This window comes from Streptomyces sp. NRRL F-6676 (assembly GCF_000725625.1).
GTDB lineage: Bacteria > Actinomycetota > Actinomycetes > Streptomycetales > Streptomycetaceae > Streptomyces.
The window spans coordinates 40,563-53,225 of record NZ_JOHS01000014.1; the positions used below are offsets into that span (position 1 = coordinate 40,563).

Annotated in this window: 12 protein-coding genes; 8 read left to right on the forward strand and 4 right to left on the reverse strand. The window is 74.4% G+C overall.

Annotation, left to right across the window (positions count from 1 at the left end):
- Positions 1-150: 150 nt before the first annotated feature.
- The 5 genes from IO29_RS11530 to IO29_RS11550 all read left to right on the forward strand — a co-directional run bounded on the left by IO29_RS11530 (position 151) and on the right by IO29_RS11550 (position 6,530).
- Positions 151-2,742 (forward strand): membrane protein, encoded by a 2,592-nt coding sequence (locus IO29_RS11530; RefSeq protein ID WP_030381042.1) that lies wholly within the window; start codon positions 151-153, stop codon positions 2,740-2,742.
- Positions 2,743-2,921: 179 nt separating this feature from the next.
- Positions 2,922-3,872: an ABC transporter ATP-binding protein gene (locus tag IO29_RS11535; RefSeq protein WP_030381041.1), complete on the forward strand. Its 951-nt coding sequence runs from the start codon at positions 2,922-2,924 to the stop codon at positions 3,870-3,872.
- Entirely contained in the window at positions 3,869-4,609 is a 741-nt protein-coding gene (locus IO29_RS11540) for an ABC transporter permease (protein ID WP_030381040.1), read from the forward strand. Before IO29_RS11535 ends, IO29_RS11540 begins: the two co-directional genes overlap by 4 nt.
- Positions 4,610-4,614: 5 nt before the next feature.
- Positions 4,615-5,919 (forward strand): sensor histidine kinase, encoded by a 1,305-nt coding sequence (locus IO29_RS11545; protein ID WP_051707823.1) that lies wholly within the window; start codon positions 4,615-4,617, stop codon positions 5,917-5,919.
- Positions 5,916-6,530: a response regulator transcription factor gene (locus IO29_RS11550; protein ID WP_030381038.1), complete on the forward strand. Its 615-nt coding sequence runs from the start codon at positions 5,916-5,918 to the stop codon at positions 6,528-6,530. The genes IO29_RS11545 and IO29_RS11550 overlap by 4 nt, the downstream gene beginning before the upstream one ends.
- A gap of 241 nt (positions 6,531-6,771) precedes the next feature.
- Here IO29_RS11550 and IO29_RS11555 read toward each other — a convergent pair whose 3' ends face one another.
- Together IO29_RS11555 and IO29_RS11560 are read right to left on the reverse strand one after the other, a co-directional pair.
- The gene (locus IO29_RS11555) at positions 6,772-7,632 is read right to left on the reverse strand and encodes a transglutaminase-like and tetratricopeptide repeat-containing protein (RefSeq protein WP_030381037.1); all 861 of its coding nucleotides are present in this window, start codon (positions 7,630-7,632) and stop codon (positions 6,772-6,774) included.
- Between the two features lie 11 nt (positions 7,633-7,643).
- Positions 7,644-8,699, reverse strand: a complete 1,056-nt coding sequence (locus IO29_RS11560; protein WP_030381036.1) for a GNAT family N-acetyltransferase — start codon at positions 8,697-8,699, stop codon at positions 7,644-7,646.
- A 140-nt stretch (positions 8,700-8,839) separates the two neighbouring features.
- Here IO29_RS11560 and fdxA point away from each other — a divergent pair, with 140 nt between their 5' ends.
- Together fdxA and IO29_RS11570 are read left to right on the forward strand one after the other, a co-directional pair.
- A complete protein-coding gene (gene fdxA / locus IO29_RS11565) occupies positions 8,840-9,160 on the forward strand; it encodes a ferredoxin (protein WP_030381035.1) in 321 nt (106 codons plus the stop codon).
- A gap of 145 nt (positions 9,161-9,305) precedes the next feature.
- Entirely contained in the window at positions 9,306-10,451 is a 1,146-nt protein-coding gene (locus IO29_RS11570) for a bifunctional succinyldiaminopimelate transaminase/glutamate-prephenate aminotransferase (RefSeq protein WP_051707815.1), read from the forward strand.
- A gap of 37 nt (positions 10,452-10,488) precedes the next feature.
- Here IO29_RS11570 and IO29_RS11575 read toward each other — a convergent pair whose 3' ends face one another.
- Positions 10,489-11,052 (reverse strand): helix-turn-helix domain-containing protein, encoded by a 564-nt coding sequence (locus IO29_RS11575; RefSeq protein ID WP_030381033.1) that lies wholly within the window; start codon positions 11,050-11,052, stop codon positions 10,489-10,491.
- Between the two features lie 47 nt (positions 11,053-11,099).
- Between IO29_RS11575 and IO29_RS40000 the strand changes: the two genes are divergently transcribed.
- Positions 11,100-12,152, forward strand: coding sequence for an epoxide hydrolase family protein (locus IO29_RS40000; RefSeq protein ID WP_267883467.1), 1,053 nt, complete (start codon positions 11,100-11,102; stop codon positions 12,150-12,152).
- A 74-nt stretch (positions 12,153-12,226) separates the two neighbouring features.
- Here the strand turns inward: IO29_RS40000 and IO29_RS11585 are convergent, their stop codons facing one another.
- Positions 12,227-12,643, reverse strand: a complete 417-nt coding sequence (locus tag IO29_RS11585) for a hypothetical protein (RefSeq protein WP_030381031.1) — start codon at positions 12,641-12,643, stop codon at positions 12,227-12,229.
- Positions 12,644-12,663 lie beyond the last annotated feature (20 nt).

Sequence of the window (12,663 nt, forward strand, 5' to 3'; positions counted from 1 at the left end):
TTTCCCCGGTGGACGCGCTCGGGGGACCTGAAGCGGCCAGTATCGTGGTGCGCGCCGCCGCGCCTGCCCCGGGCGCTCGCTCCCGTGCGAGCAGGGGGACTCCCACTGTGAGGTCGCGGCCGGCGGTGAAGCCAACCGGGAGAACCTGCCTTGAGTCGTGAAACTGACAGTTCGTCCGCCGGGCGCAACGGGCGCAACGGGCGCGGTGGTGCCGCGTACCCGTCGGGGACGCCGCCGTACGGCACCCCCACGGCTTCCGAGGACGGCGCCGACGCGGGCCGCGGCGGAGCGCGGCCGGAGGAGCGCAAGACCGAGACGACGCTGACCACGCGCATCCGCATCAACATCCCCGGATCGCGGCCCATTCCGCCGGTCGTGATGCGTACGCCGGTGGCCGGTGACGCGTCCGCGGCGACGGGCGGCGCCGAGGACGGGGGCTCCGGTTCCGCTTCCGCGTCCGGCCCCGCCGCCGACGACCTCGGCGGCTCGGCCGATCCGGAGACCACCGGGTCGATGCGGGCGCTCGGCGCGTACGACGGGGCGGGGAGCCCCGGCGTCCCCGGAGGCTCCGGTGGCGCGGGCACGGCCGAGTTCCCTGCCGTGACGCCGCAGTCGTCCCCGGCCCCGGCCGAGGAGAAGGAGAAGACGAGCGACTGGTTCGCCCCGCGCAAGTCCTCCGGCAGCCCGGGGACGTCCGGGACGTCAGGAGCCTCTGGGACGTCCGGGACCTCCGGGGCGTCGGGGAGCAGGGCGCAGCAGGGCGGCGGGGCGCTGCCCGCCGGTCCGGCCGCCGGTGGACCGGCAGGGGCCGGCCCCGGCAACGGCGGTGCGCGGCCCGGCGGTTCCGGCGGCCGACCCGGTTCCGGCTCCCGCCCGGGCTCCGGCGGTACGAACGGCGCCGGGCTCCCCGGTGCCACCGGCGGCCCCGTCGCCCCGGGCCACGGCGGCGGCACCGGTTCCTTCGACGTCTCCGCGGCCCTCGCCGCGGCCTCCCTGCGCGGCGACGCGGACGCCGACGCCGTGGACCCGTCGGCGGGCGCCTACGGTCCCGACGGCGAGGCGTACCCCTCCTCCCCGGAGGACACCGGCTCGTACGCCGTCGGCGGCGGTGAGACGTACGGCGGTGAAACCTACGGTGGTGAACCGTACGGCGGGGGGACGTACGCCGGTGAACCGTACGGCGGCGAGCCCTTCGGAGCCCCCGCGGCCCCCGGCGGCCCCTACGCGACCGGCTCCCCGGAGGACACCGGGTCCTTCCCGGTGGGCGGCGCACCCGACGCCGGCCTGCCGCACCCGGACGAGCTCCCGTACTTCTCCCAGGCCGGCGGCCCCCGCACCGACGGCGGCGCCCCGGCCGGGCCGACCACCGGACCGGTCACGGGCGACACCCCGCTCGCAGGCCTGCCGGTCCGGCGCGCGCCCGGCGGTCCCGGCCGGCAGGGCGTGCCCGGCGCCCCGGCGGGCCAGGGTGTGCAGGGCGGTCAGGGCGACCGGGCCGCCGCACAGGGCGCGCTGCCCGGCGGCGGGCTCAGTGACGACACCGCCGTGCTCACCCCGCAGCACCCCGTCCCCGGCGGCCAGGGCTACGGGGCCGGCGACAACGTCTCCGGACACACCCTGACCAGTGGCATCCCGGTCATCCCGTCCGACGGCCAGGGCGGTCGGCCCTTCGGCGGCCCGGGCGGCGGCGAGCCCTCGGGCCCGCACACCCCCCCGAAGCTCCCGGACGCGCCCCAGCCGAAGCCGGCCCCCTCCGGGCAGGGCGCGAACGCCAAGGCCGCCGCCAAGCCGGCCAAGAAGAAGGGCCGCAGCAAGACGGCCCTGCTCATCGGCGTGCTCGTCTTCGCCGGCGGCGTCGCGTACGGCGCGGGCCTGCTGATGAACCACTCCGACGTGCCCAAGGGCACCACCGTGCTCGGTGTCGACATCGGCGGCGGCACCCGCGACGAGGCCGTCCAGAAGCTGGATGCGGCGCTCGGCGACCGTACGAACAAGGCGATGAAGCTGAGCGTCGGCGGCGACACCGTCAGCCTCAAGCCCGACCAGGCGGGCCTCCAGCTCGACAGCAAGGCCACCGTGGCCGACGCCGCGCACAGCGACTACAACCCGGTGTCGGTGGTCGGTTCGCTGTTCGGGCAGAAGCGGGTCGTGGAGCCGGCCATGCCGGTCGACGAGGAGAAGCTGCGGGCGGCGCTGGAGCAGGCCGCGGGCAGCGCCGGCGCCAACGACGGCACGATCAAGTTCGAGCCGGGCAAGGCGGTCCCCGTGTACGGCAGGAGTGGCCAGGGCATCGACGTCGCCAAGTCGACGCAGGCCGTCCAGCAGGCGTACCGGACCCAGGTGGAGACGGGCACGGCGGCCACGGTCAAGGTGCCGACGACGGCCAAGGAGCCGACGGTCACCAAGGCCGAGGTGGACCGCGAGATGAAGGCGTTCGCGGAGCCGGCGATGTCGGGGCTCGTGACCGTGAGGACGGCCGACGGCCTGCACCAGGTGTCGTTCAGCCCGGAGAACTCCCTGTGGAAGTTCCTCCGGGTCAAGGCCGTCGACGGCAAGCTGGTCGACTACTACGACCGGTCGGCGCTGAAGAAGCTGTACGGCGACACGTTCGACGGCGTGCTGATCACCCGCGGTTCGGGGCAGAAGAAGGCGGTGACGGTGGAGGACGTCATCAACACCCTCCGCCCGGCCCTGCTGAGCAAGACCAACCGGGTCGCGGTCATCGACACGAACCCGAACTGAGGCGGGCGGTTCACGGTCAGGGGGGCGGTCTCCCGGCGGCACTTCGGTGCCCGTCGGGAGGCCGCCCCTCACACATGCGGCACGGCAGGCCCGGCACGACATGACATCTGTCATCGCATAGTCGGGATGCGCGGCACTGCCGCCGGCGCGTTCCGCCCGGGAGCATTGCACGCATGACGATGACAACGGGGGCGTCGGCCCAGCAGGACGTCGCGGTGGGGTTCGACCGCGTCAGCAAGGCGTACGGTGACGTACGCGCCGTCGACGGGCTCAGCCTCACCCTGCACCCCGGCGAGACCGTGGCCCTCCTCGGCCCGAACGGCGCCGGCAAGTCCACCACCCTGGACCTCCTCCTCGGCCTCAAGCACCCCGACTCCGGCACGGTCCGGGTCTTCGGCACCGGTCCCCGCGAGGCGATCGTCGCCGGCCGCGTCGGCGCGATGCTCCAGAGCGGCGGGCTGATGGACGAGGTGACCGTCGCCGAACTCGTCACGCTGGCCTGCGCGCTGCACCCGAGGCCGTACCCGGTCTCGGACGTGCTCGCCCGCGCCGGCGTCACCCAGATCGCCGACCGCAAGGTCAACAAGCTCTCCGGCGGCCAGGAACAACGCGTCCGCTTCGCGCTCGCCACCGCCGGCGACAGCGACCTGATCGTCCTCGACGAGCCGACCACCGGCATGGACGTCACCGCCCGCCAGTCCTTCTGGGCCACCATGCGCGACCAGGCCGACCAGGGCCGCACGGTCCTGTTCGCCACCCACTACCTGGAGGAGGCCGACGCGATAGCGGACCGCGTCCTCGTCCTGCACCGCGGCCGGCTCCTCGCGGACGGCACCGCCGCCGAGATCAAGGCCAGGGCGGGCGCCCGCCGGATCTCCTTCGACCTGGACGGCGAGATCGACGAACCGGCGCTGCGCGCGCTGCCGTTCCTCACCACGCTCACGGTGTCCCACGGCGGCTCCGCCGCGGGCTCGGGAGGGACCGTCCGCATGCAGTCCACCGACGCCGACGCCACCGTGCACGCCGTGTACGGACTCGGCCTCTACCCCCGCAACCTCGAAGTCGCCGGCCTCGGACTCGAGCAGGCCTTCGTCGCCCTCACCACCGCCGAGGAGGCCAAGCAGTCGTGAACAGTCTCATCAAACTGGAACTGACCCGCGCCCTGCGCAACCGCAAGTTCCTGTTCTTCTCCGTCGTCTACCCGTCCGTGCTGTTCCTGCTCATCGCGGGCAGCGCCGACGACACCACCAAGGTCGACGGCACGGGACTGACCCTGCCGACGTACATGATGGTCTCGATGGCGTCCTTCGGCGCGCTCACCGCCGTCCTGATGGGCAACAGCGAACGCATAGCGAAGGAGCGGGAGAACGGCTGGGTGCGGCAACTGCGGCTGACCACCCTGCCCGGGCGTGGCTACGTCCTGGCCAAGACCGCCGGTGCGGCCGTCGTCAGCCTGCCGTCCATCGTCGTCGTCTTCGCCGTCGCCGCCGTCGTGAAGAACGTGCGGCTGGACGCCTGGCAGTGGCTCGCGCTCACCAGCGCGATCTGGGCCGGCAGCCTCGTCTTCGCGGCGCTCGGCGTCGCCATCGGCTACCTCGCGAGCGGGGACGCGGTCCGCCCGATCACGATGATCGTCTACTTCGGCCTGTCCATACTCGGCGGCCTGTGGATGCCGACGACCACGTTCCCCCAGTGGTTGCAGGACATCGCCAAGTGGGTGCCCACCCACGCGTACGCTGCCCTGGGACAGGCGATCGAGCAGAGCCAGGCCCCGCACGCCAAGGACATCGTCGTCCTCGCCGTCTTCTTCGCCCTGTTCACCGGCGGTGCGGCCTGGCTGTACCGGAAGGACACGCTGAAGGCGTGAGCACGATGACGGACAACCCGCCGTACGACGACGAGGCAGAGCCGGACCGCCTGGTGCGCATGGGGCAGTCGCCCCGCAACCGGCGCGAGCTGCTGCGCAAGGCCCTCTGGATCGGTATCTGGCTGGTCTTCCTCAACTCCCCGTTCGCGGACCTCTTCTCCGGCGGCCACAGCACCGCCGGGACGGTGGGCGGGTGGCTCGGGCTCGCCGTGTTCGTCGGCCTCTACCTGGCGCTGGTCTCCCGGAACATGGGAGGCAGACCGTTCCCCCGGTGGCTGGTCGGCGGCATCATCGTCGCCCTCGGCGCGCTGGCGGCCCTGCTGCCGCTCGCGCTCGGTCCGGACTGGGTCGGGCTGTTCGTCTATGTCTCCGTCGCCTGCGGGATGGCGCTTCCGCTGCGCACGGCGTACTGGGCGATCCCGGGGACGGCCGCGCTGATGGCGCTCGTCGTGGCATACGTGGACCGGGGCCAGCTCAGCGAGATGGTCCTGCTGACGCTGCTGATCGGGTTCGCGATGACCAGCGTCAGCCAGCTGGTGCGGACCACGATCGAGCTGCGCCGGGCCCGCGCCACGGTCGCCCAGCTCGCCGCGAACGAGGAGCGGCTGCGGCTCGCCCGCGACCTGCACGACCTGCTCGGGCACTCGCTGTCCCTGATCACCCTCAAGAGCGAGCTGGCGGGCCGGATGCTGCCGGCCCACCCCGACAAGGCGGCCCAGCAGGTCGCCGACATCGAGAGCGTCAGCCGGCAGGCGCTGGTCGATGTGCGCGAGGCGGTCAGCGGCTACCGGCGGCCCCGGCTGGCGGCGGAGCTCGCGGGCGCGCAGGTCGCGCTGGCGGCGGCGGGCGTCACCGCGGACCTGCCCGCCGAGCCCGGTCTCGACGGTGTCCCGGAGGAGAGCGAGTCGGCGCTGGCCTGGGCGCTGCGCGAGGCGGTCACCAACGTCGTACGGCACAGCGGGGCCCGGCGGTGCGTGGTCTCCCTGGTGCGGCGGCAGACGCTGGACGGGCCGGTGCTGGAGCTGTCCGTCGAGGACGACGGACCGGGCGGTGTCGCCGGCGCGGCCGGTGCGGCGTCCTCCGGCGGCGGGCACGGCAACGGGCTGACGGGGCTGACCGAACGGCTCCAGAAGGCGGGCGGTTCGCTGGAGGCGGGCCGGGTGGGCCGGTCGGGGCAGGCCGGTCCGGGGCAGGCGGGCAAGGCGGCCGGGCGCGGTTTCCGGCTGGTGGCCCGGGTGCCGGCGGGGGTCCTGGCGGACGCGGCCGGGGGAACCGGCGGGGCCGGGGACACCGTAGGATCCGGGGCATGAGCCGCACGATCAAGGTCCTGCTGGCGGAGGACCAGTCCATGGTCCGCGAGGCGCTGGCCGCGCTGCTGGGGCTGGAGGAGGACATCGAGGTCGTCGCCCAGGTGGCGCGCGGTGACGAGGTGCTGGCGGCGGTGCGGGAGCACGCCGTGGACGTGGCGCTGCTGGACATCGAGATGCCGGGGGCCACCGGGATCGAGGCGGCGGCACGGGTGCACCGGGAGCTGCCGGGGGTCAAGCTGGTCGTCCTCACGACGTTCGGACGGCCCGGGTATCTGCGCAGCGCGATGGAGTCGGGCGCGGACGCGTTCCTGGTCAAGGACGCGCCGGCGGCGCAGCTCGCGGAGGCGGTGCGCAAGGTGCTGGCGGGGGAGCGGGTGATCGACCCCACGCTCGCGGCGGCGGCCCTCGCGGAGGGCGCGAACCCGCTGACCGACCGGGAGCGGGAGGTGCTGCGGGCGGCGGCCGACGGGGCGACGAACGCGGAACTGGCGACGGCGCTGCACCTGTCCCAGGGGACGGTACGGAACTATCTCTCCACGGCCATCCAGAAATTGACCGCCCGCAACCGGACGGAGGCGGTCCGGATAGCCCGTGAGAAGGGCTGGCTGTAGGCCGGGGGCGCCTAGTAGCTCGGGGGGTTGGCGGGTGCGGGTGCGTCGTGGCTTGTCGCGCAGTTCCCCGCGCCCCTAAAAGCCGGGGGGCGCCCCCTGCTTTCAAGGGGCGCGGGGAACTGCGCGAGCAACCACACTTCGCCCGCACCCGCCAACGCACCGCACCCCCCGAGCTCATTCGCGCCCCTGCGCCCCTGCGCCCCGCGCCCCCGCGCCCTTCGGGCGCCGACGGGGGCGCGCCTCAGTTCAAGCGGGCCCTAGCCGCCCGCGCCTCCGCGCGGACGGCCCGGGCCGCGGGCCCGTCCATCACCCGCACCACCTCCGCGTACGCCTCCAACTCCGCCGCCCCCGCGAGGAACTCCCCCCTGAGTACGAGCGTGCGCGCGTACTCGTAGCGCAGGCGGGCCGGATGCGACGGCAGGCACAGCGACAGCCGCAGCGCCCACAGGGCGACATCGGACCGCTCCGGCCGCGCCGCCGCCCACGCGCGGACGTTGTTCAGGACGCGGAGCACGATGTCCAGCGGATCCGCCGGCGTCAGCATCGCCGGATCGAGCACCGCCCCCGTCGCCCCGGCGACCAGCAGCTCCGCGTCGTCGCCGGTCAGCACGTGCCCCCCGGCGAACGGATCCACCAGCACCTGCTCGGCGCCCGACCCGAACCCGACCACGAAGTGCCCCGGCAGCGCCACGCCGTACACCGGCGCGCCGGCCCGCCGGGCGACCTCCATCCAGAGCACCGACAGCAGGATCGGCAGCCCGCGCCGGCGTCGCAGCACCTCGTGCAGCAGGGACGACTCCAGCCGCTGGTAGTCGGCCGGTGCCCCGGCGAACCCGTGGCGCCCGCCGAGGAGTTCGGCCAGGGCCGTCGCCCAGGAGCGCGGCCCGCCGGGCCGGAACGGCAGTTGCCCGGCCAGCTCGTCGAGCCGGATCCCGACGGCGTCCATCCCGGCGTCGTCCAGCGTGCCGTCCGCCGCCGCGCCCACGAGCAGGCAGAGCGCGGCGAGGTCGGGCCGCTCGGCCCGGGCCTCCTCCGCGAACCGCCGCCGTACCTCCTCGCTCCGCTCCGGCCCCGGCGGAACCGGCCGCACCGTCGGCCACATGCCCGCCACGCTCAGCCGGCCCGGCCGGGGGCGCCGTCACCGGCGGGCTCCCGGAAGTGGTGGTACGAGTGGTGCGCGGCGAACCCGAGCCGCCGGTAGAGCGCGCGGGCACCGTCGTTGTCCGACTCCACCTGGAGCCAGGCCGCCGAGGCGCCCTCCTGGAGCGCGCGCCCGGCCAGCGCGGCCATCACCGCCGTGGCGAGCCCGCGCCGGCGCAGCGCGGGGTCGACCTCGACCGCCGCGAACCCGGCCCACCGCCCGTCCACGACGAGCCGCCCGATCGCGGCGGGCGTCGCGCCCCCCGCACCGGAGTCACCGGCCCCGTCACCGGGAACCGTCGCGAACCACACCGACGGCCCGCTCCCGAGCACCCGCAGCGCGACCTCGTCGATCCCCTTGCGCTGGTAGCGCCGCAGCCATGCCCCGTCGGCCGTGCGGGACAGCAGGACGTCCTCGGGCGCCGTCGGCCCCGGCTCGCGGTCGACGAGCGGGGCGAGCGCGCCGGTCCACAGCTCGGCCGTCACCTCGCGCCGCCAGCCGCGTTCCGTCAGCTCGGCGCGCAGCGCCTCCTGTGTGCCCTCGCCGCCGGTCGCCGCCTGCACGTACGCGGGCAGCCCACGCGCCGCGTACCAGCGCCGTACGGCCGCGAGCGTGTCGTCGAGCGGCAGCCCGGGGTCGCCGAGCGGCAACGCCGAGTTGGCCCGGCGGGTGAACCCGGAGGCCGCCCGCAGCTCCCACTCGCCGAGCCGCTCCCGCTCCACCGGCTGCCAGGCCCTCGCCGCGACCCGCGCCAGCTCCCCGTACGACGCGGCGGGGCCCCGGCGACGCGCCCGGGCGGCCGGTACGACCTTGCCCGCGACCAGCGTCTGAGCCGCGATCCGGACGGTCTCGCCGTCCCGCCGTGTGATCAGCAGCACACCGTCGTCCCATGATGTGAGAACGCCAACCGTGTCGGTGAACTTCTCACTCTCGGCGGCATGTTCGGTCCTGCGTCGCACCGAGACGCGTTTGCCCACGTCAGCGGCGGTGATGCGGACCTCGAGCCGCCCGCCCGCAGAGATTTCCACAGGTCGGTCCACCCCTCCTGTTCGGATCATGCCCAGGAACGGAGATACTAGGTGCGGGCATCGACGACGCCGCGCTCCCGCGCGCCAGGCGGCGGAGCCTGAGGAGGCCCGCCAGCGCCCAATCGAGGAGGAACGACAGCGTGACCTACGTCATCGCAGAGCCTTGTGTCGACGTCAAGGACAAGGCGTGCATCGAGGAGTGCCCGGTCGACTGCATCTACGAGGGCAAACGGTCCTTGTACATCCACCCGGACGAATGCGTCGACTGTGGAGCCTGTGAACCGGTCTGCCCGGTCGAGGCGATCTTCTACGAGGACGACACTCCGGAGGAGTGGAAGGACTACTACAAGGCGAACGTCGAGTTCTTCGACGAGCTCGGCTCGCCCGGCGGGGCCAGCAAGCTGGGTCTGATCGAGCGCGACCACCCGTTCGTCGCGGCGCTGCCCCCGATGAACCAGTAGCCGTCGCAGGCACAACGCGTCGCGGCACGCACGCACCATCCGCGGGCGTGCCGCCCCGGTCCCGTACGGCGCCCGCCGCGCCGTGCGGGACCGAGGCGTTCGGGGCCCCGCCCCGAGCAGGCAGAGAAGAAAGAGAGCCGATCCCGTGTCCGCAGCCTCCGGCCCCCCTCCCGCCGCCCGCCACCGCCCTTCCGCGGAGTCGCTTCGCGACCGCCTTCCCGCCTTCCCCTGGGACAAGCTCGCGCCGTACAAGGCGACGGCCGCCGCGCACCCGGACGGGATCGTCGACCTGTCCGTCGGCACCCCGGTGGACCCGGTTCCCGACCTGATCCAGAAGGCGCTGGTCGCCGCGGCCGACTCGCCGGGCTACCCGACGGTCTGGGGTACGCCCGCGCTGCGTGACGCGATCATCGGCTGGGCGGAGCGCCGGCTCGGCGGCCGGGACCTGACCGACCGCCATGTGCTGCCGGTCGTCGGCTCCAAGGAACTGGTGGCCTGGCTGCCGACCCAGCTGGGCCTCGGCCCCGGCGACACGGTCGCCTACCCGCGCCTGGCGTACCCCACGTACGAGGTCGGCGCCCGGCTGGCCCGCGCCGACCACGTGGCGTACGACGACCCCACCGAGCTGGACCCGGCCGGTCTGAAGCTGTTGTGGCTCAACTCCCCGTCGAACCCGACGGGGCGGGTGCTGGCCAAGGAGGAGCTGGCCCGGATCGTGGCCTGGGCCCGGGAGCACGGTGTGCTCGTCGTCTCCGACGAGTGCTACCTGGAGCTGGGCTGGGAGGCCGACCCGGTCTCGGTCCTGCACCCGGACGTGTGCGGCGGCTCCTACGACGGCATCGTCGCCGTCCACTCCCTGTCCAAGCGGTCCAACCTGGCCGGCTACCGCGCGGCGTTCCTCGTCGGCGACCCGGCGGTGCTCGGACCGCTGCTGGAGATCCGCAAGCACGGCGGCATGATGACCCCGGCACCGACACAGGCCGCGGTGGTCGCCGCGCTCTCCGACGACGCGCATGTGCGCGAGCAGCGGGAGCGGTACGCGGCACGGCGCACGGCGCTGCGCGGGGCGCTCCTCGCGCACGGCTTCCGGATCGAGCACAGCGAGGCGAGCCTGTACCTGTGGGCGACGCGCGACGAGTCCTGCTGGGACACGGTCGGCCACCTCGCCGGCCTGGGCATCCTCGTCGCCCCCGGCGACTTCTACGGCCCCGCCGGCGCCCAGTTCGTCCGCGTGGCCCTGACCGCCACGGACAACCGCGTCACCGCCGCGGTCGCCCGCCTGCGCGGCTGACGGGGAGCGGCCGCCGGCCGCGGGGCCGCGGGTGCCCTCACCCGCCGTCGGCGAGGCGCTGGATGGTGGCGCCCAGCCAGGCCTCCAGCTCGGCGGGGTCGCCGAGCGCGGAGCGCAGGACCCGGCGGCGGGTCGAGACGCCGAGCACGAACGCGTCGATCGCCGCCGCCCGGTCGCGGGCCTCGGCCTCGTCCAGGCCGCTCGCGTGCAAGTACCGGTGCAGCGGCTCCAGCGACTGGGCGTCGAGAAACGCGGCCAGCGCCTCCGCCGCCTCCGGGCGCTCGCCGGACGCGCGCTGCAACACGAGCAGCGGATCCTCGCCGGGCGCCCCGGACCAGCGCCGTACGATGCTCGCCGCGAGGCGCGCTCCGAGCGTGGAACGGTCCCCGTCGAAGGAGTCCGAGACCGGGATCTCCACCCGCGTCGCCGCCAGGAACAGGCCCTCCTTGCCGCCGAAATAGCGCGTGATCAGGTTGGGCGACACCCCCGCCGCGTCGGCGACGCCCTTCACCGCGACCGCGCCGTATCCGTGCCGGGCGAACTGACGCCGGGCGTGCTCCAGAATCCGCTGCTTGGTGGCGGCCGCGTCACGAGAACTCATGGGGACGACCATACACACGATGTGTACGGCGATACACAATGATGTGTATGGTCGTACACATGATCGACGAACTGCGAGAGCGCCTCCGGCGGACGCGACGCGTGGGAACCCCGTGGAGCGCGGACGCGACGCGCGGCCTCACCGGCTCCCGCCTCGACGCCCTGCTCGACCACTGGGCGAACGGCTACGACTGGACCGTGCACGAGCGCCGCATCGACGCGCTCCCCTGGGAGACGGTGCGGACCGGCGACACGGAGCTGCGCCTGATCCACCAGCGGTCCGCCGACCCCGGCGCCCCGGTCGTCGTTCTGCTGCACGGCTGGCCGGACTCGGTGCTGCGGTTCGAACGCCTCCTGCCGCTGCTCACCGACCTGCACGTGGTGGTGCCCGCGCTGCCGGGCTTCCCCTTCGCGCCCCCGCTCACCACGCCCGGCATGTCGGCGAACCGGATCGCCGGAGTCGTCGCGGACGCGCTCGCACAGCTCGGTCACCCGCGTTACACCGTCTCCGGCGGCGACGTGGGCGGCACCGTCGCCGAACTCCTCGCCGCCGCACACCCGGACCGGGTGACGGCTCTGCACCTGACGAACGTCGCCCCGCAGCACGCCTTCACGGCGGACCCGGCGCGGCTCGCGCCCGACGCGGCGGCCTACCTGGAACGGGCGGCGCGGTGGCTCCGGACCGAGGGCGGGTACATCGCGGAGCAGTCCACGCGGCCGAACACCCTCGCCGTCGCCCTCGGCGACTCGCCCGCCGGACTCGCGGCATGGCTCGTCGAGAAGCTGGAGTCCTGGTCCGACGCGTCGGCCTTCACCCCCGACGAGCTGCTCACCTGGGTCACCGCCTACTGGGTCACCGGCACCATCGGTACGTCCTTCGCCACCTACACCGAACCGGCCGAGCTCCCCGCACGCATCGGCACGCCCACCGTTCTCTCCGTGTTCCCGCACGACACCAAGCCCGAGCCGCGCAGCTACGCCGAGGCGTTCCTGAACGTGCGCGCCTATGTGGAACACCGCGCCGGCGGCCACTTCGCGGCCTGGGAACAGCCGGAGGCCTACGCCGCCGACCTGCGCCGCGCGGTCGCGCTGGACGGCTGAACCGACAGGCGGCCGCGCGCACGGAGAAACCCCCGGGTCCGGGACCCGGGGGCTTCGTGCGGTGCGAGGCGGTGTCAGTGGAGCGGCAGGCCGTCGACCGGGAGGCCGCCGGCCGGGGCCGCCTTCGTGGCGGACGACGCCACGTCGCCCAGCGCGCCGCCGGCCTGGCCCGCGGCCTCGCCCGCGGTCTTCTGCGCCACCGGGACCGCCGTCTTGACGACCTTGCCACCGGCCTTGCCCGCGGCCGGCACCGCCTTCTTGACCGTCTTGCCGCCCGTGTCACCCGCCATGCCGGTGACGTGCTGGGCGGTGGCGTCGACGTTGTTGGCGACGTGCGCACCGTCCAGCGCGGTCACACCACCGAGGTCGGGCGTGGCGGGCAGGGCCGTCGTCGCCGCGCTGGCGGAACCGGCCGCACCGACCACGGGCGCCGCTCCGGCTGCGACGATCAGCGCGGCACGGGCGATCCGACGGGTCAGGGGGAGGGACATGTTGCTCCTTCGGACGGAAA

What these genes read in the sequence shown, in the direction of transcription:
- IO29_RS11585 (WP_030381031.1), bottom strand. Translation starts at nt 12,643, where the DNA reads ATGTCCCTCCCCCTGACCCGTCGGATCGCCCGTGCCGCGCTGATCGTC.
- IO29_RS40000 (WP_267883467.1), top strand. Translation starts at nt 11,100, where the DNA reads ATGGTCGTACACATGATCGACGAACTGCGAGAGCGCCTCCGGCGGACG.
- IO29_RS11575 (WP_030381033.1), bottom strand. Translation starts at nt 11,052, where the DNA reads ATGAGTTCTCGTGACGCGGCCGCCACCAAGCAGCGGATTCTGGAGCAC.
- IO29_RS11545 (WP_051707823.1), top strand. Translation starts at nt 4,615, where the DNA reads ATGACGGACAACCCGCCGTACGACGACGAGGCAGAGCCGGACCGCCTG.
- IO29_RS11550 (WP_030381038.1), top strand. Translation starts at nt 5,916, where the DNA reads ATGAGCCGCACGATCAAGGTCCTGCTGGCGGAGGACCAGTCCATGGTC.
- IO29_RS11535 (WP_030381041.1), top strand. Translation starts at nt 2,922, where the DNA reads ATGACAACGGGGGCGTCGGCCCAGCAGGACGTCGCGGTGGGGTTCGAC.
- IO29_RS11555 (WP_030381037.1), bottom strand. Translation starts at nt 7,632, where the DNA reads ATGTGGCCGACGGTGCGGCCGGTTCCGCCGGGGCCGGAGCGGAGCGAG.